A 23,151-nucleotide genomic window follows, 5' to 3' on the forward strand; every position below is an offset into this window, starting at 1 on the left:
AACTTGAAATCAAACAATATATAGACTATTATAATAACGAAAGAATTAAATCAAATCTAAACAAAATGAGCCCGATAAAATATCGAGCTCATTATTGTCAAAATTAATTATAAATTTGTCTAACTTTTTGGGTTCAGTCTACTTTCGTGAGCTTTTTTATCATTTAAATTGAAGGCTATTGTTTTAACGCTTCATAAACAGGTTTTATCGCTTTTAACTTTTCAGTCATTTCTAAATTTTCATAAAGCCCCATCAAAGTTTGAACAACACTGATACTAGTTTTATTAATCTCAAAGGCTTTCTCATAATATGGAACAGCCTGTCGATAAACATCAAATTGTTTTGCTTGTAATTTATCATATTTAGCAAAGTCATTTAAGTTTCTATTCATTTCTTCAATAATTGGTGTTGCTTTCTCAATAATTGCGGCTCCAATATTATTATAAGCATCGGCATAATCTGGTTTTAATTCAATTGATTTTTTAAAAAACTTGATAGCTTCATCTAATTTTTTTTGATCCATATTCATTACACCAACATTGTAATAAAGTGTAGGTTCAGTAGGATTTAATTGAATAGCTTCTTCCAGTTTCGCTTTAAACAAATCATTATTTCCATTTTTATAGTGCAAATTAGCTTCGTCAATTAATAAGGAATAACTTTTTGGAAACTCTTTTCTACCTATTGTTAGATACTCCATTGCTTTATTATTATTTCCCAAAGCAATATTATTTTGAGCTAAATTTTTGAACATAAACTCACGTCTAGATTCTTTCTTTTCTTCTTTAGGATTTTCAACAAGTCCAAGTTTAACTTGTAGATCAAGTTCTTTTTTGCTATTATAAACTATCTCTTCACCTGTTGCTTTACTTGTAGCAACATAAATTGTAGTAATACCAGTATAATTTAAAGCTAACAATTTTTCATATAAATCAATTGAAGTATTATAGTTTTCGCCAAGAGCATATACTAATGCAGCATTATCTAAAAATACTGTGTCTCTTGGGCTTAAGTTATAAACTTCTTCAAAGCTCTTTGCTGCTTTAAGGTAATCAGTAGGAGCTTTTGTCTGAATTGCATAGTTATAATCATCTGTTCCTTTTTTGGCCAAATTATTTACCATCATATTTATAAGACCCCCTACTTCTTCAGAATATTTAAATGTTTTAGTGTCATTTTCAAATTTAAGTAACTCATTAAAGGCATTTCCAATCTTAATTACATCTGTTAAATTAGCACCATTTTGGTATAATGCCATTCCTTTTAGATAATAAAATTTTGCTTTTGTTTTATCATCAGTACCTGCTATCGAAGCTTCAGCTTGATTAATTGCAGCTATTGCAGTGTTAAAATCATTCGATTTAATTGCTTTTTCTGCATTCTTCAATTCTTCTTTTTGTGAAAATACTGTCATACTTACAAATAAAGCCGACAGAATTAATAGTTGTTTTCTCATTGTATTAAAATTTATTCTTGATTTGTATTATTTTCATTATCTTTTTCAATATCCGTGCCATTTTCATCAAATCCATCATCATTTTCTTCATGCATTACTTTGGCAACAGCTGCAATAGAATCATTATCTTTAATATTGATTAATTTTACACCTTGAGTAGCCCTACCCATAACGCGTAAATCTGCAACGGCCAACCTAATTGTAATACCTGATTTATTGATAATCATTAAATCATCGTCTTCAGATACATTTTTAATTGAAACTAAATTACCTGTTTTTTCAGTAATATTAATAGTTTTCACTCCTTTTCCACCTCGGTTTGTAATTCTATAATCATCTATACTAGATTTTTTACCATAACCATTTTCAGAAACTACTAAAATATCACTCTCAGGATCATTAACAGCAATCATTCCAATCACTTCGTCCTTTTTATTGCCTAGAGTAATACCTCTAACCCCTGAAGCATTTCTACCCATTGGTCTGGTTTTACCTTCTTCAAAGCGAATTGCTTTTCCAGATTTTAAACCAATCATAACTTGGCTTTTACCATTTGTTAATTTAGCTTCTAATAGTTCGTCACCATCTTTAATAGTTATAGCATTAATACCATTTGTTCTAGGACGAGAATATTGTTCTAAAGAGGTTTTTTTAACTTGTCCCTTTTTAGTTGCCATAATTATATAGTGGCTATTTACATACTCCTCATCTTTTAAATCTTCTGTAACTAAAAATGCCTTAACCTTATCGTCTTGCTCAATGTTAATTAAATTTTGGATTGCTCTTCCTTTAGATGTTTTGCTTCCTTCAGGAATTTCATATACCCTCATCCAAAATACTTTTCCTTTTTGAGTGAAAAATAACATAAACTGATGGTTTGTACCAACAAATAAATGTTCCAAGAAATCTTCACTTCTTGTTGCTACTCCTTTTTGACCTCTTCCTCCTCTATTTTGAACTTTATATTCATCTAAATTCGTTCTTTTTACATATCCTGCATGAGAAATTGTAACTACAACATTAGAATTAGGAATCATATCTTCAATAGATAAATCTCCACCAGCATATTCAATTACCGATCTTCTCGCATCACCATATTTATCTCTAACGGCAACTAATTCTTCCTTAATAATCTCAAATCTTCTTGGCTCATTTGCTAAAATATCTTTCAAATCAGCTATTAATTTAATGATATCTTCATATTCTGCACGAAGTTTATCTTGTTCAAGACCAGTTAATTGTCTCAATCTCATTTCAACAATTGCACGTGCTTGAATTTCAGATAACTCAAAACGAACCATTAAACTCTCGCGTGCTTCATCGGCATTAGCTGATGCTCTTATAATTTTTATAACTTCATCTATATTATCACTTGCAATAATCAAACCTTCTAGAATGTGAGCTCTTGCCTCTGCTTTTTTAAGATCAAATTCAGTTCTTCTTACAACTACAACATGCCTATGTTCAACAAAATAATGAATAAGCTGTTTTAAATTCAATTGTTGAGGTCTTCCTTTAACCAACGCAATATTGTTAACGCTAAATGAAGTTTGTAAGGCCGTATATTTATATAATTTATTTAAAACTATATTAGGAATGGCATCACGTTTTAAAACATAAACTATGCGCATTCCATTTCTATCCGATTCGTCTCTAATGTTTGAAATTCCCTCTAACTTTTTCTCATTAACTAAATCGGCCGTCTTTTTTATCATTTCAGCCTTATTAACTTGGTAAGGAATTTCTGTAACAATGATGCATTCACGCCCTTGAACTTCCTCAATAGTTGCTTTTGCACGCATTACAATTCTTCCCCTTCCAGTTTCAAATGCTTCTTTTACACCATCATATCCATAAATTGTACCACCCGTTGGAAAATCAGGAGCTTTTATGTACTGCATTAATTCTGAAATTTCAATGCTGTTATTTTCAATGTACGCCAACGTACCATTGATTACTTCGGTAAGATTGTGCGGTGCCATATTTGTGGCCATTCCTACTGCAATCCCCGATGCCCCATTAACCAATAAATTTGGAATTCTAGTTGGTAAAACCGTTGGTTCATTTAAAGTATCATCAAAATTTAATTTGTGATCTACAGTGTCCTTTTCAATATCCGAGAGCATTTCTTCAGATATTTTTTGCATTCTTACCTCTGTATAACGCATTGCTGCTGGACTATCACCATCTACTGAACCAAAGTTTCCTTGTCCATCCACCATCATATATCGCACACTCCATTCTTGAGCCATACGAACCATTGAATCATAAACCGATGTATCACCATGTGGGTGGAATTTACCTAAAACTTCCCCTACAACTCTCGCCGATTTTTTATAAGACCCCGTTGCTTTTATTCCTAATTCGTGCATCCCAAATAAAACACGTCTATGTACCGGTTTTAGTCCATCGCGCACATCGGGTAAAGCCCTAGAAACAATCACTGACATTGAGTAATCAATGTAAGCTGATTTCATTTCATCTTCAATATTAATAGGGATCAATTTTTCTCCGTCTGCCATAAAATTTTAATTTTTTTAGTATCTTAATTTAACGAAGCAATATACAATTTTTCATTTTTTTGCAAGTCAATTAGGTCAATGAATTTCTATTATTTATCAACAGTAGTTAACCACTTTAACCCCCTATTAAACAGTCGATTATCATTAATCTTACCCTATCATTTTAACATATTAGGGCATGTAATATAAAACTGGTGTTGTTTTTGTACCAAAAAAAGAAAAAAATCTATTAATTTTACCATATAAATCAATGAAAATGGAAGATAATTTTTCGCCGAAAGTAAAAGATGTTATTGCTTATAGTAAAGAAGAAGCCCTTAGATTAGGTCACGATTTTATTGGTACCGAACATTTAATGTTGGGTATTTTACGAAGAGGTCAAGGAAAGGCCGTTGAAATTCTAAACGCACTCGATATTAACTTAGATCATCTTCGTAAAAAAATTGAAGTGTTGAGTCCATCAAATCCTTCCAACGACTTTGCAAATGAGAAAAAAAGTCTTCATTTAACGAGACAGGCAGAAAAAGCATTAAAAACAACCTATTTAGAAGCTAAATTATATCAAAGCGATTTAGTTAGTACAGCTCATTTATTATTGTGTATTTTAAGAAATGAGAACGATCCTACCACAAAATTACTTAATAATTTTGGAGCAAGTTATGAAGATGTTAAAAGCATTTTCAAACAGCTTTTTTCAGATCAAGAATTGGAATTACCGAAAGCTGAAAGTGATTCAGAAGATGATTTTGACGCACCAAAACCAAACCCTTTTGAGGAATCTAAAGGTAAGCCTGTTGTAAAAAAAACAAAAACACCTGTTTTAGATAATTTTGGTAGAGACTTAACCAAATTGGCTGAAGAAGGCAAGCTAGATCCCGTAGTAGGTAGAAAAAAAGAGATTGAACGTGTTTCTCAAATTTTAAGTAGAAGAAAAAAGAACAACCCTATGCTAATTGGCGAGCCAGGTGTTGGTAAATCTGCTATTGCAGAAGGATTGGCGTTGAGAATTATACAAAGAAAAGTTGCTAGAATCTTGTTTAATAAACGAATTGTTTCATTAGATTTAGCCAGCTTAGTAGCTGGAACCAAATATAGAGGGCAATTTGAAGAGCGCATGAAAGCTTTAATGAATGAGTTGGAAAAAAATGATGATATTATTTTGTTTATTGATGAAATTCATACCATTGTTGGTGCCGGAGGTGCAACAGGATCTTTAGATGCGGCAAATATGCTAAAACCTGCATTAGCTAGAGGAGAAATACAATGTATTGGTGCTACAACTTTAGATGAATTTAGAACTAATATAGAAAAAGATGGTGCACTCGAACGCCGTTTTCAAAAAGTATTAATTGAGCCAACTTCCATAGAAGAGACTATTCAAATTTTACATAACATTAAAGATAAGTATGAAGATCACCATAATGTAGATTATACAGATGAAGCTATCGAAGCATGTGTAAAATTAACAAACAGATATATGACAGATCGCTTTCTTCCAGACAAAGCTATTGATGCTTTAGACGAAGCGGGTTCTCGTATACATATTACCAATATTGTAGTACCAAAAGAAGTATTGAATTTAGAGGCACAATTGGAAAAAATTAAAGAAGATAAATCCAAAGCTGTAAATACTCAAAAATATGAAGAAGCTGCACGTTTACGTGACGATGAAAAAAGAGTTGAAAACTTATTGTTAACTGAACAAGTTAAATGGGAAGAAGCCTCTAAATTAAACAGAGAAATTGTAACAGAAGATAATGTTGCAGAAGTTGTTTCAATGATGACAGGTATACCTGTAAATAGAGTTGCAGAAGCAGAAAGTCAACGGTTGTATGATTTACCAAACTTAATCAAAGGGAAAGTCGTTGGTCAAGACGAGGCTGTTTCTAAGGTTGTAAAGGCTATACAGAGAAATAGAGTTGGATTAAAAGACCCAAACAAACCAATTGGATCATTTATATTTTTAGGACAAACTGGTGTTGGTAAAACACAATTGGCAAAAGTTCTAGCTATTGAGTTATTTGACAATGAAGATTCTTTGGTTAGAATTGATATGAGTGAGTACATGGAAAAATTCGCAATATCCAGATTAATTGGAGCTCCTCCAGGTTATGTAGGATATGAGGAAGGTGGACAGCTGACCGAAAAAATAAGAAGGAAACCTTATGCTGTTGTGCTTTTGGATGAAATTGAAAAAGCCCATCCAGATGTTTTTAATATGTTACTTCAAATTTTAGACGATGGTTTTATTACTGATAGTTTGGGAAGGAGAATTGACTTTAGAAATACGGTAATTATTATGACATCCAACATTGGTGCACGTCAAATTAAAGATTTTGGCGCAGGTGTTGGATTTGGAACTGCTGCACGAAATGCACAAATAGATTCTAATACAAAAAGCATTATTGAAAATGCACTTAAAAAAACTTTTGCTCCTGAATTTTTAAATAGAATTGACGATGTGGTTATCTTTAACGCCTTAGAAAGAGAACATATTCATTTAATAATAGATATTGAGCTTAAAAAATTAGTTACTCGTATTGTAGATTTAGGATATACACTAAATTTATCTGAAGAAGCGAAAGATTATATTGCAGATAAAGGTTTTGATAAGCAGTATGGAGCCAGACCTTTAAAAAGAGCTATTCAAAAATACATTGAAGATGTTCTTGCTGAAGAAATCGTAAATTCAAAATTAAAAGAAGGCGACACTATTGTAATGGATTTGGATAAAGAAAAAAATGAACTTACAATAAAAATTAATAAGTCTAAGAAAAAGGTTGAATAATTCGACCTTTTTCTTATTTAATAATTTTTAATTGTTAAGCACAAATCTTAAAAAAATTTTATTATGAAATCTTCAACAAAATTTTGGCTTGGAATATTTACCTTTTTACCCTTGGTTATTGTAATAGTTTCTTTAGCTCTATTTTTTATAGTCTTTTTTGATCATATTATTGAGCTGGAACGTAACAGAGGTGATTTTCCATTAGAATTCATTCCATCAATTTTTGGTTTTATCGTTTTAATTATTATTGCCGGGGTAATAAGTTTTGGGATTAAAATTTATTACATTGTTCACACCAATAATAAATCTGAAAACGATTCTAACAAAAAAATAATGTGGACGCTTATTTTAATTTTTGGAGGAACTGTTGCAGCTATAGTTTATTATTTTATTGAAATTATTCCTTTAAAACTAGAAAACTAATTTTTTAAAAACATTCCTTTTAAAAAACCAAACCCGTAACCAAAAAATTGTATTAATGTTGTGACAATGCTTGTTATAGCGACTAGAATATTTTTGCTTTTTTGTAAAGAATCTAAAAGCAATATTAAAAAATAAAAGACAAATAATAATGCAAATAACTTAACATCTATAAGTAAAAAAAGAATTGAAATAAAAAATGATAAAACGAATAATGTTGGAAACCAATATGTAATTTTAGCAGTATCTGGGTACTTTTTATTCAAAAATGGTCTCCCCTTGCCAAATGCAAAAGTTTGCTTAAAAAATTGTTTAAATGTTGATCTTCTTTTATGATATACAAATGCATTTTCAATAAATTGAGTTTCAAAATTGTTTTCCCACAATCTGTAGGTTAAATCTATGTCCTCACCAATTTTCATTTTACTAAAACCTTGGGTAACTTCAAATGCTTTTTTTGAAATTCCTAAATTAAAACTTCTTGGCTGAAATTTATCAACGGCTTTTTTGCTTCCTCTAATTCCTCCAGTTGTCAAAAAGGAAGTCATACTGTAATTAATGGCTTTTTGAATTACAGTAAAAGAGTCGTGTGCAGCATCTGCACCTCCATAGGCATCAGAATAATTTCGAGTTAAAGCATTATCAACTTCAACTAAATATTGAGGCGGAATTAAACAATCAGAATCAAAAATAATAAAGTAATTTCCCGAAGCTTTTTGCATTCCAAAATTGCGACTAGTCCCTGCGCCACTGTTCTGTTTTAAAAAATATTTTAAATCTAATTTATCTGAATAATTATCAACTATTTCTTTTGAAATAGTTTCTGAACCATCTTCAACTACAATTACTTCAAATGTTTTTGAATAGGTTTGTTTTGTTAAACTAAACAACAATTCTTCAATTTCTTGAGGTCTGTTATAAACTGGGATAATGATTGAAAATTTTAACACCACGTTCGTATAATTTACAAATTCAAAATTAACATATTTAATTTAATATAATGAAGTTGATACTTTAATCATCTGTATTTAAAAAAAAATGCAATTGCTAACTATTCCAAATGAAAAAACCTACTTCAAAAAATTCAAAGTAGGTTTTTATCAAAAGTTTTAATTTTATTCTATTTCTAGTTCTTGCAAAATTTCTTCACCGGTTGACCTGTATAATTCTAAATTTTCAATATCAAAATTATCAATATAATCGAACCTTTCATTATTTTCTGAACTTACCAAGTTAACAAATAACTTTGCAGATTTGGTAAACTTTTCATCGCGCTGACTATTCAATACTAATAAATATCCCATAATAATATTTCCGGCCATTTCAACTAATCGCCTAGCATGAAAATCTAAATATTCACTATTATTAACATCTATTACCTTTTGACTAGCCAATTCATAATTAGCTGTCATTTTTTGAAGTTTTTCTTTTATGACACTATTACTATCAATAACTTCATTATCATACTGCTTTATTTGCTCCAAAAATACACCTGTTGTTACACCTTTTATTGCAGCAACAGCTTGTAATTGCGTTGTTCCTTCATAAATTGATGTAATTCTGGCATCTCTATAAATCCTCTCTATTGGGAAATCTTGCATAAAACCTGTTCCACCATGAATTTGTAAAGAATCGTAAGCCATTCTGTTACATTCTTCGCTAGCAATTAATTTAATTAACGGTGTAAATACATTTGCCAGTTTTGAATAGTTCTTCATCTCGTTTCTTTCGTCACTTTCTAACGTTCCATCTCTTAAAACTTCTTCATATACTTTAAAAATATCAACAAATCTGGTTGTTTCATAAAGTAATGAACGTAAAGCATCTAATCGAACTTTCATATTCGTTAACATTTCATATACCGCTGGAAATTTTACAATAAATTTTCCAAATTGTGCTCTTTCTTCGGCGTATTTTAAAGCTTCCCTATACGCTGCATCCGCAATTCCTACGGATTGTGCTCCCACTCCTAAACGAGCAGAATTCATCAATGCCATTACATATTTTATCAAACCAAAACGTTCTTTTCCAACCAGTTCAGCAGGTGCATTTTTAAATACCAATTCACATGTTGGAGAACCTTTTATACCTAATTTTTTTTCTAAATGTCGTACTTCAACAGCATGATTTGTACGGTCATAAATAAACATGGATAATCCTCTGGCATCTAATGTATTTTCTTCTGAACGTGCTAAAACCAAACATAAATCTGCATCACCGTTGGTAATAAAACGTTTTACACCATTTAAAACCCAAATGTTTTTTTCTTGATTAAAAGTTGCTTTTAATTTCACCGATTGTAAATCCGAACCTGCATCTGGTTCTGTTAAAACCATTGCGGCTGTTACACCATCTCTGTTGAATCTAGGTAAATATTTATCCCGTTGTTCTTCTGAACCGAATTCATAAATAGTTTCTGCACAATCTTGTAGACCCCATATATTAGCAAAACCTGCATCGGCTCTTGCAACCATTTCAGCAGCCATGACATACGGAAGTAAAGGAAAGTTTAAACCGCCATACTTTCTTGGCAAAGCCATTCCTATTAAACCTGCATCATATAATGCTTTATAATCAGCAGTGGTACCCTTTGCATAAATAACCTCATTGTTTTCTATATGTGGCCCTTCAATATCAACACCTTCTGCATTTTTCGCAATGGTTTGAGCGCAAATTTCACCAACAATTTCTAATATTTTTTCGTAGGTGTCTATGGCATCTTCATGATTTAAAGGTGCATAATCATAGTGTTCTGATTCTTCAAAATTTCGTTCTTTTAATTTTACAATTTTTTGAACGATTGGATGTTCCAAATGAAATTTAAAATCTGGAGTATCTTTAAAAAAATTATCCATTTTATACTTTTTTATATTGTGAGTTTTAAACTAAATTCATTAAAAAAATTCAGCAAAACTTAATTGTTTTTATTATTTTTTATTTTGCGTTCTCTTTGTAATACTTAATCATTTTAGGAACAACAATACCAACATCTCCATGAATTACATAGTCAGCTAATTTGTTGATGGGCGCATCTGGATCGTTATTGATTGAAATAATCATAGAAGCTTCCTGCATACCGGCAGTATGTTGTATTGCTCCAGAAATACCGGCAGCTATATATAATTTAGGACGAACTGTTGTGCCTGTTTGACCAATTTGACGTTCGTGACTTATATAACCAGCGTCTACAGCAGCTCTAGACCCGCCAACTTCGCCACCTAATAATTTTGCCAAATCTATTAAATGTTGAAAATTTTCTTTAGATCCAACACCATATCCTCCAGAAACAATAATTGGAGCATCTTTTAAGTTTACACCTGATTCTTTAACATGACGTTCAATTACTTTTACAACAAAATCTTCTTCTTTTAAAATTGAATGTATATCAACCTCAATAACTTCGGTACTATAATGTTCATCAAATATTTCTTTTTTCATTACACCTTCGCGCACTGTAGCCATTTGAGGATGCATATCCCAATTGATAATATTTGCCATAATACTACCACCAAAAGCGGGACGAATGGCATACAATAAATCTTTGTATTCTTTTTTCTCTTGCTTTACAAAGTGATCTCCAATATCTAAAATAGTGCAATCTGCTGTTAACCCACAATTTAATTGAGATGCCAATCTTGGAGCTAAATCTCTACCCACAGAAGTCGCTCCAAATAATACTATTTGAGGATCTTCTTCTTTTAATATTGCAGTAGCTAACGCAGCGTGAGGAAGTGTTCTATAAGGTTCCAATCTCATACTGTTCCCAACAAATAACCTATCTACTCCATAAGGAGCAATTTGACCTTCTATTCCGTTTAAATTTGATCCAAAAATCATAGCTTCTAAAGGACATCCTAACTTTTTAGCTAAACGCTTTCCTGCGGATAACAACTCTAAGCTTATGTCCGCTACTTTTTGATTTTCGACTTCACAATATACCATTACACTTTTCATAATTAATACTTTTAAAGTTTTTATAAATTACCCAATGGTATGATGTTCAATTAATTCTTTAATCATCATTTCAATATCAGCATCAGAATCACTTAGTATTTTAGCTTCATTAGATGTTAATACAATACTCTCAACACTTTTTACTTTTGTTGGCGAACCTGATAATCCTATTTTATCTAAATCAGCTCCAATATCTTCAACACTCCATTCCGGAATTGTTAAATAAGGTCTCTTTTCGTGCAAAGTCAAAATTAATTCATTAGCCGATCTCAATTCTGTTTTGGTCCTTGCATATTTATATTGCATCACTTTTTTAGCGTGTCTTGATCTGCACTTTGGTGAAGACCCATGAACAGTTAATAAACAAGGAAATGGTGATGAAACAATTTCAATACCTTTTTCTAAACGTCTTCTCGCTATAATCTCATTCTCATTAATTTCAATAATTTCCTCCACATATGTAACTTGAGGGATATTCAATTTATCTGCACATTGCGGTCCAACTTGTGCTGTATCTCCATCTATTGCTTGTCTTCCTCCTAGAATTAAATCGTAAGGAGCCAATTTTTGAATTCCTTTTACAAGGGTATAACTTGTTGCCAAGGTATCTGCACCTCCAAATCTTCTATCAGAAATCATAACCCCGTAGTCAACTCCACGGTAATAACCTTCTCTAATTATGTCAGCTGCCTTTTGAGGTCCCATAGTTAAGATTGTTATTTCTGTGCCCGGTATTCTATCTTTTATATTTAAAGCCAGCTCTAACGCATGCAAATCATCTGGGTTGAATACAGTTGAAAGTTTCCCTCTATTAACAGTACCGTCAGGCTTCATGGCATCCGGACCCACATTTCTGGTATCCGGTACTTGTTTAGCAAGTACTACAATTTTAAGTGGTCTCATAGTATAATATTATGTCGTATTATTTTAAGTTTTAAAAGTAAAGTAATAAATTCGATCAAACCATGATAATACTCATACTTCCAAAATTTATTTAAAAAAAAAGCGATGATTATAAAATCACCGCCTTTTTAAATCTTTAATAAAAATTATCATTTTTTGTCTTTATCTTTAGTTTCTTCAACTATTTCTTTAGCTTCTGGTTGAAAATCTTTCATAAAATCTTCCATAATAGCGGTACTTACACCCATATTAGAGAAACCTCCATCATGAAATAAATTTTGAAGTGTTACTTTTTTAGTTAAATCTGAAAATAAACTTATGGTATAATCTGCACATTCTAGAGCTGTTGCATTTCCAAGTGGAGACATTTTTTCGGCATAAGCAATAAATCCGTCGAAACCTTTTACGCCATTTCCAGCAGTGGTTGGAGTTGGGGATTGAGAAATGGTATTTACTCGAACTTTTTTATCTCTACCAAAGAAATATCCAAAACTACGAGCAACCGATTCTAAATACGCTTTGTTATCGGCCATATCATTATAATCTGGGAATACACGTTGAGCTGCCATATACGACAATGCTACAACACTTCCCCACTCATTCATTGCATCTCTTTGGTACAATACGCTCATTAATCTATGAAAAGACAATGCCGAAACATCAAATCCAGTTTTTGTAAAATTATAATCTTGGTGTGTATAATGATTTCCTCTACGTACATTTACAGACATGCCAATTGAATGCAACACAAAATCAATTTTTCCTCCTAATATTTTCATTGCACCATCTACTAAATCTTCAAGATCCATAATTGATGTTGCATCAGCAGCAATAATTTCTGATCCAGTTTTTTCCGCTAATTCTGCTATGGTTCCAAGTCGCAATGCAACAGGTGCATTTGATAAAACAAATATAGCGCCTTCTTCATGAGCTCTTTCTGCAACTTTCCATGCAATTGATTTAGAATCGAGTGCACCTAAAATAATTCCTTTTTTCCCTTTTAATAAATTATACATAATTGTATTTTTTAATTTTAATAGTTCGCAAATATAGTATTTCTTAATTTAATAATTGTTTCGCATGTTCTATTGCTGTAGTTGAAATATTTTTCCCCCCTAGCATTTCTGCGATTTCCTCAACACGCTCATTTTCTGATAATAACCTTAACTGTGTGCTAATATTATTATTTACATCTTCTTTATAAACTTTATAATGTTGTTGACCTTTCGCGGCAATTTGTGGTAAATGAGTAATGGTAATAACTTGCATATTTATGCTCATTTGTTGCATAATTTCTGCCATTTTTTGCGATACATCACCAGAAACACCAGAATCAATTTCATCAAAAATAATAGTTGGAAGCTTTGAATAATCAGATAAAATTGCCTTTACTGCTAACATAATACGAGATAATTCACCTCCAGATGCTATTTTTTTTAATTCCCCAAAATTTACTCCTTTATTAGCAGAAATGAGTAATAATAACTCATCTTTTCCATTGGAATAATAATTATTTTTATGAGAAATAGTTATATTGAATCTAGTGTTTTCCATTCCCAAATTAGACAGAATGTTTTCCATTTTTTTAATTAAAATGGGAATAGCAGCCTCTCTTGCTTTAAAAATATTTATTGCCAATGCATCTATTTTAGCAGCTACTTCTTGCAATTCATTTTCCTTTTTAACCAGATTAGAAGACGAATTTACAACCGAATCAACCTTTTCTTCTAATTCAGATTGAATATTTATCAATTCCTCTATTGAATTTACTGAATGCTTTTTTTGCAAATTATAAATTAGCTGCAACCTGTCATTTAATTTTTCCAATTCCGAAGAATCAAAACTTACTTCTTCATTTAGACTTTCAATCTCACCAACTATATCGTCAAATTCAATTTTAACACTTGTCAATCTCTGATATAGCTCATCGTATTCTTTTGAATAACTTGCAATTTTTAGTAATTTATTTTTTACAGAAACAATTAAATTCTGAATTCCAATTTCATCAGCTATTCCAATGGAAAGTGCTTCCGTTAAATTTAATTTTATGTCTTCAATATTATTTAACTTATCGAGCGATTGTTCAATTTCTGCTTGTTCATCAATTTTTAACCCTGCTTTTTTCAGTTCTTCATACAAATACAGATTGTACTCATATTGCTCCTGCGCTAAAATTTGATTTGACTTAAGTTGTTTTAATTCTTTTAAAAGTTGAGTATATAAATTCAACCCTCTTTTATACGAATCTATTTTAGGAAAATTACCAGCTAATGCATCAATTATATGAAATTGGAAACTTGATTCAGCCAATTCTAAGGTTTCATGTTGCGAATGAACATCAATTAATTTCTCACTTAATTGTTGTAAAACCTGAATGGTGGTTGGAGTATCATTTATAAATGCTCTCGATTTTCCGTTTGGTAAAATCTCACGTCTGATGATGGTTTCATTTTCAAAATCTAACTCATTTTCTTCAAAAAAAGATTCTAGTTGATAATTTGAAATTCGAAATTGGCCTTCAATTATACATTTTTCAGTAGTATATTTTAAGGCAGAAGAATCTGCTCTTTTACCCAAAACCAAACCTAAAGCACCTAATAAAATGGATTTACCAGCACCTGTTTCACCAGTAATTATTGAGAAATTATTTTTAAAATTAACAGAAAGGCTCTCTATTAAAGCAAAGTTTTTTATGGAAAGATTTGTAAGCATTCTTTAGTTTTTTTTTAAGAATTTACTTTATTTCATTCCACTTAGCGGCATTGATTGGGGAAATTTTCAATAAATCTTCTTTCAAACTGAAGGTGTCATATCTTGGACCATCAGAAAATATTTTCACAATTTCATCAGCTTTTGAATCGATAAAAACACGTAAAAGAAATGCATTTGGTCTGGTGTTGTATATAATTTTTAAATCTGAAATAGCATCGGCTATCATATTTTTTGCACCTTTTTTATCAAGATTCATCGAATCTAAACCCTTTAAATGATATTTATACAAAGATGATCTATAAGCATCATATGCAGGCGATAAAATATTGTCGATGAGCGTAAAACGAGTGCCATTACCATCATTTTGATTCCAACCTGTATAGCCACTTTGTTGGGCTAGCACCAAAATACTTTGAGCTTTAGCATAATAATTTGTACCTCCATTTAAAGTAAAAGTATCTCCATCCATTCCTAAAATAGAATACACATAAAATGAAATAATAGAAACTAAATTAGATTCAAATGAATTTTCATTAAACTGTATTGGCTCAAATTCTACATATCTAAACGAAAAATTATCATCTTTAAAATTAAACACTGGAGTCAAATATGTTGAGTTATATACTGGTCTAGAAGATTGAATTTGAATGTGTCCTCTCATTTCATCGCCAGAATAATCAATAATTGTTAATGTAAAATTACATTTTATTCGCTCTTGAGGTTTAAAATTTGAAGAAGTCCAACGTTTTTGATTCACAAATTCATTCAATGAATTTTCTAAAGTTTTAAAAACCTGCTTATTTGAACCGGGAATTTTATCTGCATTTACTGTTACCGATCCATTTATTTCTTGTGCATATAAAGGCATTGCCAATATAAATAAAACGAGTATAAGTAAAATTTTATGCATTTATATTTTTTACAATTTCATTAAGAATATCTGAAGCGACTTCTGTTTTAGATTTTAGACTAAATTCGGTTATTTTTTTGAATTTATCAATAATAGTAATCTTATTTGTTAATTTTTTAAAACCTGCACCTTTATCTTGAAGTGAATTTAACACAATTAAATCTAAATTTTTAGAAACTAACTTGGATATTGCATTTTCGATTTCATTATCAGTTTCTAAAGCAAAACCAACTAAATATTGCTGCTTTTTTTCTTTTCCTAACGAAGCTAATATATCTTTTGTTTTTACCAATTCGAGCTGTAAAGAATCGGTCGACTTTTTTATTTTTTTTGTCTCAATAACTTTTGGCTTATAATCTGCAACCGCAGCTGCCAATACAGCTATAGACACATTTTTATAATATTCATGAACAGCAACATACATTTCTTCTGCCGTTATTACATTAATTCTTTGAATTAAATTATTAGAAACGGTTTCATTAGAAGGACCAGAAATAAGATAAACTTCAGCGCCTAAATTAGCAGCACTTTTTGCCAATTCAAATCCCATTTTTCCAGAAGAATGATTTCCAATAAATCTGACAGGATCAATAGATTCATACGTAGGGCCAGCAGTTATTAAAACTTTTTTGCCGTATAAAGGTAATCCTTTTATTATTTCATTTTCTATAAAAGAAACGATGTTCTCAGGCTCTTCCATACGTCCTTCACCTACTAAACCACTTGCAAGCTCACCAGTATTTGGTGGAATAAATATGTTTCCAAAACTTTGAAGTTTTTCTATACTTTTTGCTGTAGTTGGATGTAAATACATATCCAAATCCATTGCAGGAGCAAAATAAACTTTACTTTTTGCAGATAAATAGGTAGCCATCAATAAATTATCGCAAACACCATTTGCCATTTTAGACAATGTATTTGCTGTTGCAGGAGCAATAACCATAAGGTCTGCCCATATACCTAATTCTACGTGGCTATTCCATTCTTCGTTTTCTCCTTCATTTTTTTCAAAAAAAGTAGAATAAACAGGATTTTTAGAAAGTGTGGAAAGTGTTAGCGGAGTAACAAAATCTTTTGAGGCTGGAGTCATTACAACTTTGACCTGAGCACCTGCTTTTATAAATAGTCTAACTAAATGTGCTGTTTTATAAGCAGCAATACCGGCAGTAACGCCTAAAAGAATATTTTTACCGCTTAAAACTGACATTTATTCTTGGGAAGAATCTGGATTTCTATGATATATTTTACCATCTAACCATTCTTGAACTGCAATTGCAGTAGATTTAGGTAATTTTTCATAAAATTTAGAAACTTCAATTTGTTCTTTATTTTCGAAAACTTCATCTAAACTATCAGTATATGTCGCAAACTCTTCTAATTTTTCAACCAATTCATTTTTTAAATCGCCGTTAATTTGTTGAGAACGCTTTGATATAATAGTTATAGCCTCGTAAATATTTTTAGTTGGCTCTTCAATTTTAATTCTATCGTAAGTGACTGTTGTGTTAGGTGCTTTTGAGTTTTTATGATCCATTAGTTTTGTGTTTTAAGTGTAATTAAAGAATTTAATTCTTCATTTAAGTTTATTAACAATTTTTCAGTTTCCTTTAAATATTCAGAATTTGGAAAATTTCTTTTAAATCGTTCATGTGATTTTGTAGCATCAATTAATCTTGATTCTTTTTTAGTAAAAAAACTATTCACTGCCAATTCGTAACTTGCTTTAAATTTTAAATATAATGCCTGTTCTCTAAAAGAAGTTCCAAGAAATTCAGTCAATAAATTATCAAAACCTACAATTGCAGCAATGTAATCTTTAGTTTCATAATATTGTTTAGCAATTTCAAACGACTTTTTTTCTAATTTAAAAGTCAATTCTTTTATGTTTTTATTAGCTTCCTCTACCTTATCCGATTCTGGATATTTAAAAATGAAGTTTTGCAATGCGGTAATTGCTTCATTGGTATCTTTTTGATCTAAACTAAAAATTGGAGATGCTAAAAAATAACTGTGAGCAGATAAATAAGCGGCTTCTTCAATTTTAGAACTCTTTGGATAATTTTTAACAAATTTATCAAAATAATATGCAGCTAATGTATATTGTTTGGTGTTATAATGCGCCATTGCAACCATATATTGTATACGTTCCATCTGAGGCTTTCCTCTATAACTTGGTGTTATTTTTTCGAATAACTGAATGGATTTACTGTACTTTTGAGTTTCGTACAGTTCTGTGGCCATTTCGTATTGTTTTTCTAAAGGGCCTTTATTCAAAACTTTTTGGTATTCACTACAAGATGAAATACCAATAGCAATCAACAAAATGATACTATAAAATTTATTTTTTTGCATTTGGCAAAATTAGTTATTTATTATGGATTATTAAAATGATTTTTTTCAGTCCAACAATTCACAAAAATAAGGTGGTTTTACATAAAACGAAGGATTACCCTCTTAATTGTTTGTTAATTATACCTGAGGCATAATTGAGCTTACAACAGAAAATTGTTTTATATCATTATCGAACAAATACAATCCGCCTTTATCGTCTCCAATTAAGTTGATTTTATCAAGTATGGTTTTTGCTTGTGCTTCTTCTTCAATTTGCTCGGCAACATACCATTGTAAAAAGTTATGAGTTGCATAATCTCTTTCTTCTAAAGCTATATGTACTAATTCATTGATACTTTGTGAGACAAACAACTCATGGTTATACAAAGTGTTAAACATTTCTGTTATAGAACCAAATTCTAAGGCTGGAGCACTTAATTCAGTAACTTTCGCATATCCACCACGTTCATTCACAAACTTAAATAATTTTAGCATATGCATGCGTTCTTCATCAGATTGCTTATACATAAATTGAGAAACACCTTCTAATCCTTTTTGCTCAGCCCAAGAAGCCATTGCTAAATATATTTGAGAAGATTCAGCTTCTATTCTTATTTGCTTATTTAAAGCATTTTGCATTTTTTCTGACAACATGGTTTAATTTTTTAAAATTATATTTTAATTTGTATTTTCAATTCTTAATAATTTTCTACAAAGTTATTAATTTTTTGTTGAAGTGCAGCACTTGCTTTCACTAATGGTAAGCGAACTTCGTTACTGCAAATATTTAATTTATGAAGCATTGCTTTAATTCCTCCAGGATTTCCTTCCTCAAAAATATAATCAATACTATCCATTATTTTATATTGAAGTGCGTTTGCTTCTTCAATTTTTCCTTCTAAACCAAGTTTAATTAATGTCGAAAAATATTTTGGCAATCCTTGCCCAATAACAGATATAACTCCAGATCCGCCAGCTAAAACCATTGGCAAAGCAACCATATCATCGCCCGAAATAATCATAAAATCTTTTGGCTTTTGTTGCAATAAACGCATTGCTTGCACAATGTCTCCTGCAGCTTCTTTAATTCCTATAATATTTTTAAAATCTGAGGCCAATCTTAATACCGTAGATGGCTCCATGTTTTTTGCTGTTCTACCAGGTACGTTATAAACAATTATGGGCTTATCCGTTGCTTGAGCAATTTCCTTAAAATGTTGATATATTCCTTCTTGTGTTGGCTTGTTATAATATGGAGAAACTGATAATATGGCGGCAAATGCAGATAAATCAGTTTGTTTAATTTCTTCAACCACTGCCATTGTATTATTCCCACCAATACCAATTACTAAAGGCAATCTACCATTATTGGTATTAATAATGGTTTCTTTAACTTTTATTTTCTCCAGTACCGTCAGTGTTGCTGGCTCTCCTGTTGTACCTAAAACAACCAAATAATTAATACCGTTTTCAATTTGATAATTTACCAACCGTTCTAAGCCAATATAATCTACTGTTTTATCTTTATTAAAAGGAGTTACTAAAGCAACGCCAGTGCCAATTAATTCTTTCATTTGTTAACTTTTAATTGTAAAAATATAACCTCCTCAATCAATTTACTCTATTTTATTTAAAATACGCAAATATTTTTGTGTTTCTGATGTAAACACTTTATAATCATCTATTTCGCAATTAACAATTAAATTATACAACCGCTTATCCAAATGGGAAAGACCAACTCTAAATGTTGTTTTGCATTGCAATATTAAGAGGTTTATAAACACATTTTCAACTTTGCTATAATTAATTAACAAATCGTATTCTTTTGTTAACAGATTTTTTATTTCTGAAGAAAGAATATTGCCATACCAACCAAAATCTTTAACAGTTATTACATCTGGAATAAGTTTTTTTTTATCTATTTTTTTTTGAAAAATAACAAATTGAATTTGATTTTCAGACAGTCCAAGCTTTTCTCGTATTTCACTTAAAATCAACCCTTTTTCCGAAAAATCATCTAAAAAAATTAATGCATTTCTAACTAGTGAGGCATTGGTTACCTGTAAATCATTGTGTAATTCTTCAATTCTTTTGTTAAAAAAATTTTGATTACTTTTTCGTTTAAATCCTGTGAAAATCATCTATATTTGCCTCTTGACAAGACAAAATTAATTAAAATCATTAGTAATACAACCATGAAAAAACTTATTATTTTATTTTTTACAATTTCAGTACTTTTTGGATGTAAGAATGATCCACCTCAAATAGTTAAAATTGAAGGAAAACTTGTTCCCGTTGCAATAGATGTTCAATCTGACGCCAAAATCGAGGAAGTAATTAAGCCCTATAAGGTAAAGGTAGATGCAGAAATGAGCAATATTATTAGCTATTCACCAAAATTTATTGGAAGAACAGATGGAGAATTAGAAAGCTCATTAGGTAATTTATTTGCAGATTTAAGTTATGAAAGAGCCAATCCTGTTTTTAAAGCACGAACTGGTAAAAATATTGATTTTGCTCTATTTAATTATGGCGGTTTACGCTCGAGCATTGCAAAAGGAAAAATAACTACAAAGGATATTTATACGTTGATGCCATTTGAAAATTATTTAGTGGTTGTTGAACTTTCTCCAGTTAAAATAAAAGAACTTTTAACTTATTTAGTAAAGTATGAAGCTGCACACCCTCTTTCTAAACATGCTAATTTACTTATTACAAAAAACGGGTATCAATTTAAAATAAATAATGTTCCCTTTAATGAAACGAAAAATTATTATGTTTTAACTACCGATTATTTACAAAATGGTGGAGATTTAATGAGCTTTTTTAGAGAACCTGTTAAATTGTTTCGCTTAGACTATAGGGCAAGAAACGCCATAATTGATTATTTAAAAGAAACTGACACAATTAAAACAATATTAGACGGTAGATTCCGTAAAGAAAAATAACATTATGAATAGAAGAAATTTTATACAGCAGACTTCAGGAGCTGCGGCTCTTTTAACAATTGGTGGATTATCCTTACAATCATGTGGAATTACCGGCCCCAAACATATTACTATTATACATACGAATGACGTTCATAGTCATATAGAACCTTTTCCAGATAATCATCCTGAATTTGCCAAAATGGGAGGTGTTGCAAAAAGAGCTACTTTAATAGAAGCTATAAGAAAAGAAAATCCGAATACCCTTTTATTAGATGCTGGGGATATGTTTCAAGGTACTCCTTATTTTAATTTGTATGGTGGGGAATTGGAATTTAAGTTAATGAGTATGCTAAAATACGATGCTGTTACTATTGGAAATCACGATTTTGATAATGGCATTGATGGTTTATACTCCCAAATGCCAAATGCAAATTTTGACTTTTTATCTGCTAATTATGATTTTGATAATACTGTTCTAGATGGTCATGTTGAACCTTATAAAATTTTCAAAAAGGACGATGTTAAAATAGGTGTTTTTGGTTTAGGAATTGAGTTAAATGGTTTGGTAGATCCAAAATTATTTAAAGAAACCAAATATTTAAATCCAATTGAAATAGCTCAAGATATGAGTCGTATTTTAAAAGAAGATAAAAATTGTGATTTAGTAATTTGTCTTTCTCATTTAGGGTACAGATATAACAGATCAACTGGAATGATAGGAGATCTCGAATTAGCAGAAAAAACAAAAAATATAGATTTAATTATTGGTGGTCATACACATACTTTTTTACCAAAACCAACAATTGCAAAAAACAGTATGGGTGAAGATGTGCTTGTGAATCAGGTAGGATGCTTCGGTGTAAATATTGGTAGAATTGATTTCTATATAGATGCAACTAAAAATATTACAACCAAAGGAAAAAGTATAATTGTTTAAGTGAAATTATAAATGAGAATAGAAACCGATATTAAATTAGGTTTTACAGATGTAATGATACGCCCAAAGCGTTCAACTCTAAATTCAAGAGCTAACGTTACCTTAGATAGAGAATTTACTTTTCTACATAGTAATCTTAAATGGAATGGTATTCCAATAATGGCTGCAAATATGGATACTGTTGGTACATTTGAAATGGCTACAGCACTTTCAAAACATAAATTATTTACAGCTATTCATAAGCATTACACTGTAAATGAATGGGATACTTTTGTAAAATCATCTCCCATAGAAATTATAGAGCATATTGCTGTTAGTACTGGAACTGGTGCGGGTGATTCAAAAAAACTAGCTGCTATTTTTAATCAAAATCCTCAATTAAAATTCATTTGTATTGATGTTGCAAATGGTTATTCCGAACATTTTGTAAATTTTGTTAAAAGAACTAGAGATAAATATCCAGACAAAGTTATTATGGCCGGTAACGTAGTTACTGGTGAAATGGTTGAAGAATTACTGCTTTCTGGTGCCGATATTATTAAAGTCGGCATTGGACCTGGCTCTGTTTGTACAACGCGTGTTAAAACAGGTGTAGGTTACCCTCAACTTTCGGCAATTATTGAATGTGCAGATGCTGCTCACGGTTTAGGTGGTCAAATAGTTTCTGACGGAGGTTGTAAAATCCCAGGGGATATTGCAAAAGCATTTGGTGGTGGTGCCGATTTTGTAATGCTTGGAGGTATGTTAGCAGGACATTCTGAAAGTGGTGGAAAAACTATTGAGATTAAAGGTAGACAATACAAAGAATTTTACGGTATGAGCTCTGAAACAGCTATGAACAAACACGTTGGAGGGGTTGCGGACTATAGAGCTTCTGAAGGAAAAACAGTAAAATTACTGTATAGAGGTGCTGTTGAAAATACGGTAATCGATATTTTAGGAAGTTTAAGATCAACCTGCACTTATGTTGGAGCCTTGCGCCTAAAAGAACTTACCAAAAGAACCACTTTTATTAGAGTACAAGAACAACATAACGAAATATTTACAAAATAGCCGTTCTTTTAAAGTATTAAACTTTAAGGTTTTAAATAACCCGTCAAACTGTCTAAAAACCCTCTTTTTTCATTCGGTACAATAATTTACTTACAATTCTTAAATAAGCGGCATTTTATTTTGCTAATTGATTGATTATCAATATATTTATATCATATTTTAACAACTTTTATTATGAAGTTTATTATCGGTAAAAACAGGTCTCAAATTCCACTTTTCGTTTCTTCGCTAGATG

At 30.8% G+C, this 23,151-nt stretch carries 21 protein-coding genes; 6 read left to right on the forward strand and 15 right to left on the reverse strand.

Features of this window, described 5'->3' with window-relative positions; all coding sequences use genetic code 11:
* Nucleotides 1-8: 8 nt before the first annotated feature.
* A complete protein-coding gene (locus Q8S45_RS14005; RefSeq protein ID WP_371132950.1) occupies nt 9-107 on the forward strand; it encodes an IS3 family transposase in 99 nt (32 codons plus the stop codon).
* Between the two features lie 68 nt (nt 108-175).
* Here Q8S45_RS14005 and Q8S45_RS12610 read toward each other — a convergent pair whose 3' ends face one another.
* Both Q8S45_RS12610 and gyrA read right to left on the reverse strand, forming a co-directional pair.
* Nucleotides 176-1,456, reverse strand: coding sequence for a tetratricopeptide repeat protein (locus tag Q8S45_RS12610; RefSeq protein WP_305605457.1), 1,281 nt, complete (start codon nt 1,454-1,456; stop codon nt 176-178).
* Between the two features lie 11 nt (nt 1,457-1,467).
* Nucleotides 1,468-3,978 (reverse strand): DNA gyrase subunit A, encoded by a 2,511-nt coding sequence (gyrA, locus tag Q8S45_RS12615; RefSeq protein WP_305605460.1) that lies wholly within the window; start codon nt 3,976-3,978, stop codon nt 1,468-1,470.
* 256 nt (nt 3,979-4,234) lie between these two features.
* Here gyrA and Q8S45_RS12620 point away from each other — a divergent pair, with 256 nt between their 5' ends.
* Together Q8S45_RS12620 and Q8S45_RS12625 are read left to right on the forward strand one after the other, a co-directional pair.
* Nucleotides 4,235-6,766, forward strand: coding sequence for an ATP-dependent Clp protease ATP-binding subunit (locus Q8S45_RS12620; protein WP_305605463.1), 2,532 nt, complete (start codon nt 4,235-4,237; stop codon nt 6,764-6,766).
* A 63-nt stretch (nt 6,767-6,829) separates the two neighbouring features.
* Nucleotides 6,830-7,189, forward strand: a complete 360-nt coding sequence (locus tag Q8S45_RS12625) for a hypothetical protein (RefSeq protein WP_305605465.1) — start codon at nt 6,830-6,832, stop codon at nt 7,187-7,189.
* Here Q8S45_RS12625 and Q8S45_RS12630 read toward each other — a convergent pair.
* The 13 genes from Q8S45_RS12630 to Q8S45_RS12690 all read right to left on the reverse strand — a co-directional run bounded on the left by Q8S45_RS12630 (nt 7,186) and on the right by Q8S45_RS12690 (nt 20,137).
* The gene (locus Q8S45_RS12630; protein ID WP_371133026.1) at nt 7,186-8,136 is read right to left on the reverse strand and encodes a glycosyltransferase family 2 protein; all 951 of its coding nucleotides are present in this window, start codon (nt 8,134-8,136) and stop codon (nt 7,186-7,188) included. The two genes, Q8S45_RS12625 and Q8S45_RS12630, sit on opposite strands and share 4 nt — an antisense overlap.
* A gap of 165 nt (nt 8,137-8,301) precedes the next feature.
* Nucleotides 8,302-10,041 (reverse strand): Acyl-CoA dehydrogenase C-terminal domain-containing protein, encoded by a 1,740-nt coding sequence (locus Q8S45_RS12635; protein ID WP_305605471.1) that lies wholly within the window; start codon nt 10,039-10,041, stop codon nt 8,302-8,304.
* A 79-nt stretch (nt 10,042-10,120) separates the two neighbouring features.
* Complete coding sequence (locus Q8S45_RS12640; RefSeq protein WP_305605480.1) at nt 10,121-11,140, reverse strand: electron transfer flavoprotein subunit alpha/FixB family protein; 1,020 nt, start codon at nt 11,138-11,140, stop codon at nt 10,121-10,123.
* Nucleotides 11,141-11,167: 27 nt separating this feature from the next.
* Nucleotides 11,168-12,043, reverse strand: coding sequence for an electron transfer flavoprotein subunit beta/FixA family protein (locus Q8S45_RS12645; protein WP_305605483.1), 876 nt, complete (start codon nt 12,041-12,043; stop codon nt 11,168-11,170).
* Nucleotides 12,044-12,192: 149 nt separating this feature from the next.
* A complete protein-coding gene (locus Q8S45_RS12650; RefSeq protein WP_305605517.1) occupies nt 12,193-13,062 on the reverse strand; it encodes an enoyl-ACP reductase in 870 nt (289 codons plus the stop codon).
* 40 nt (nt 13,063-13,102) lie between these two features.
* Nucleotides 13,103-14,755 carry a DNA repair protein RecN gene (recN, locus tag Q8S45_RS12655; RefSeq protein ID WP_305605486.1) on the reverse strand — a complete coding sequence of 551 codons (1,653 nt, stop codon included), beginning with the start codon at nt 14,753-14,755 and terminating at the stop codon, nt 13,103-13,105.
* Between the two features lie 22 nt (nt 14,756-14,777).
* Entirely contained in the window at nt 14,778-15,665 is an 888-nt protein-coding gene (locus Q8S45_RS12660; protein ID WP_305605489.1) for a DUF4835 family protein, read from the reverse strand.
* A complete protein-coding gene (gene coaBC, locus Q8S45_RS12665; protein WP_305605492.1) occupies nt 15,658-16,872 on the reverse strand; it encodes a bifunctional phosphopantothenoylcysteine decarboxylase/phosphopantothenate--cysteine ligase CoaBC in 1,215 nt (404 codons plus the stop codon). The genes Q8S45_RS12660 and coaBC overlap by 8 nt, the downstream gene beginning before the upstream one ends.
* Nucleotides 16,873-17,199, reverse strand: coding sequence for a DNA-directed RNA polymerase subunit omega (locus tag Q8S45_RS12670; protein ID WP_305605495.1), 327 nt, complete (start codon nt 17,197-17,199; stop codon nt 16,873-16,875).
* The gene (locus Q8S45_RS12675; RefSeq protein WP_305605498.1) at nt 17,199-18,017 is read right to left on the reverse strand and encodes an outer membrane protein assembly factor BamD; all 819 of its coding nucleotides are present in this window, start codon (nt 18,015-18,017) and stop codon (nt 17,199-17,201) included. The genes Q8S45_RS12670 and Q8S45_RS12675 overlap by 1 nt, the downstream gene beginning before the upstream one ends.
* 117 nt (nt 18,018-18,134) lie before the next feature.
* On the reverse strand, nt 18,135-18,650 hold the full coding sequence (locus Q8S45_RS12680) for a ferritin (protein WP_305605501.1): 516 nt from the start codon (nt 18,648-18,650) through the stop codon (nt 18,135-18,137).
* A 44-nt stretch (nt 18,651-18,694) separates the two neighbouring features.
* Complete coding sequence (gene dapA, locus Q8S45_RS12685; protein ID WP_305605503.1) at nt 18,695-19,570, reverse strand: 4-hydroxy-tetrahydrodipicolinate synthase; 876 nt, start codon at nt 19,568-19,570, stop codon at nt 18,695-18,697.
* Nucleotides 19,571-19,612: 42 nt separating this feature from the next.
* Nucleotides 19,613-20,137: a hypothetical protein gene (locus Q8S45_RS12690; RefSeq protein ID WP_305605506.1), complete on the reverse strand. Its 525-nt coding sequence runs from the start codon at nt 20,135-20,137 to the stop codon at nt 19,613-19,615.
* A 54-nt stretch (nt 20,138-20,191) separates the two neighbouring features.
* Here Q8S45_RS12690 and Q8S45_RS12695 point away from each other — a divergent pair, with 54 nt between their 5' ends.
* From Q8S45_RS12695 to Q8S45_RS12705, 3 genes are read left to right on the forward strand one after another with little or no spacing between them, the layout of a single operon-like run.
* Complete coding sequence (locus Q8S45_RS12695; protein ID WP_305605509.1) at nt 20,192-20,944, forward strand: 5'-nucleotidase C-terminal domain-containing protein; 753 nt, start codon at nt 20,192-20,194, stop codon at nt 20,942-20,944.
* A 4-nt stretch (nt 20,945-20,948) separates the two neighbouring features.
* On the forward strand, nt 20,949-21,863 hold the full coding sequence (locus tag Q8S45_RS12700; protein WP_305605512.1) for a bifunctional UDP-sugar hydrolase/5'-nucleotidase: 915 nt from the start codon (nt 20,949-20,951) through the stop codon (nt 21,861-21,863).
* A 12-nt stretch (nt 21,864-21,875) separates the two neighbouring features.
* Entirely contained in the window at nt 21,876-22,916 is a 1,041-nt protein-coding gene (locus tag Q8S45_RS12705; RefSeq protein ID WP_305605514.1) for a GMP reductase, read from the forward strand.
* Nucleotides 22,917-23,151: the final 235 nt, after the last annotated feature.

It is taken from the genome of Lutibacter sp. (assembly GCF_030692605.1).
Lineage (GTDB): Bacteria > Bacteroidota > Bacteroidia > Flavobacteriales > Flavobacteriaceae > Lutibacter.

Bases quoted from the DNA above. Each gene is read 5' to 3' on its own strand.
- gyrA (WP_305605460.1), bottom strand. From the start codon at position 3,978: ATGGCAGACGGAGAAAAATTGATCCCTATTAATATTGAAGATGAAATG.
- Q8S45_RS12705 (WP_305605514.1), top strand. From the start codon at position 21,876: ATGAGAATAGAAACCGATATTAAATTAGGTTTTACAGATGTAATGATA.
- Q8S45_RS12675 (WP_305605498.1), bottom strand. From the start codon at position 18,017: ATGCAAAAAAATAAATTTTATAGTATCATTTTGTTGATTGCTATTGGT.
- Q8S45_RS12660 (WP_305605489.1), bottom strand. From the start codon at position 15,665: ATGCATAAAATTTTACTTATACTCGTTTTATTTATATTGGCAATGCCT.
- Q8S45_RS12700 (WP_305605512.1), top strand. From the start codon at position 20,949: ATGAATAGAAGAAATTTTATACAGCAGACTTCAGGAGCTGCGGCTCTT.
- Q8S45_RS12620 (WP_305605463.1), top strand. From the start codon at position 4,235: ATGGAAGATAATTTTTCGCCGAAAGTAAAAGATGTTATTGCTTATAGT.
- Q8S45_RS12640 (WP_305605480.1), bottom strand. From the start codon at position 11,140: ATGAAAAGTGTAATGGTATATTGTGAAGTCGAAAATCAAAAAGTAGCG.
- recN (WP_305605486.1), bottom strand. From the start codon at position 14,755: ATGCTTACAAATCTTTCCATAAAAAACTTTGCTTTAATAGAGAGCCTT.
- Q8S45_RS12670 (WP_305605495.1), bottom strand. From the start codon at position 17,199: ATGGATCATAAAAACTCAAAAGCACCTAACACAACAGTCACTTACGAT.
- dapA (WP_305605503.1), bottom strand. From the start codon at position 19,570: ATGAAAGAATTAATTGGCACTGGCGTTGCTTTAGTAACTCCTTTTAAT.
- Q8S45_RS12695 (WP_305605509.1), top strand. From the start codon at position 20,192: ATGAAAAAACTTATTATTTTATTTTTTACAATTTCAGTACTTTTTGGA.
- Q8S45_RS12645 (WP_305605483.1), bottom strand. From the start codon at position 12,043: ATGAGACCACTTAAAATTGTAGTACTTGCTAAACAAGTACCGGATACC.
- Q8S45_RS12680 (WP_305605501.1), bottom strand. From the start codon at position 18,650: ATGTTGTCAGAAAAAATGCAAAATGCTTTAAATAAGCAAATAAGAATA.
- Q8S45_RS12610 (WP_305605457.1), bottom strand. From the start codon at position 1,456: ATGAGAAAACAACTATTAATTCTGTCGGCTTTATTTGTAAGTATGACA.
- Q8S45_RS12690 (WP_305605506.1), bottom strand. From the start codon at position 20,137: ATGATTTTCACAGGATTTAAACGAAAAAGTAATCAAAATTTTTTTAAC.
- coaBC (WP_305605492.1), bottom strand. From the start codon at position 16,872: ATGTCAGTTTTAAGCGGTAAAAATATTCTTTTAGGCGTTACTGCCGGT.
- Q8S45_RS12635 (WP_305605471.1), bottom strand. From the start codon at position 10,041: ATGGATAATTTTTTTAAAGATACTCCAGATTTTAAATTTCATTTGGAA.
- Q8S45_RS12625 (WP_305605465.1), top strand. From the start codon at position 6,830: ATGAAATCTTCAACAAAATTTTGGCTTGGAATATTTACCTTTTTACCC.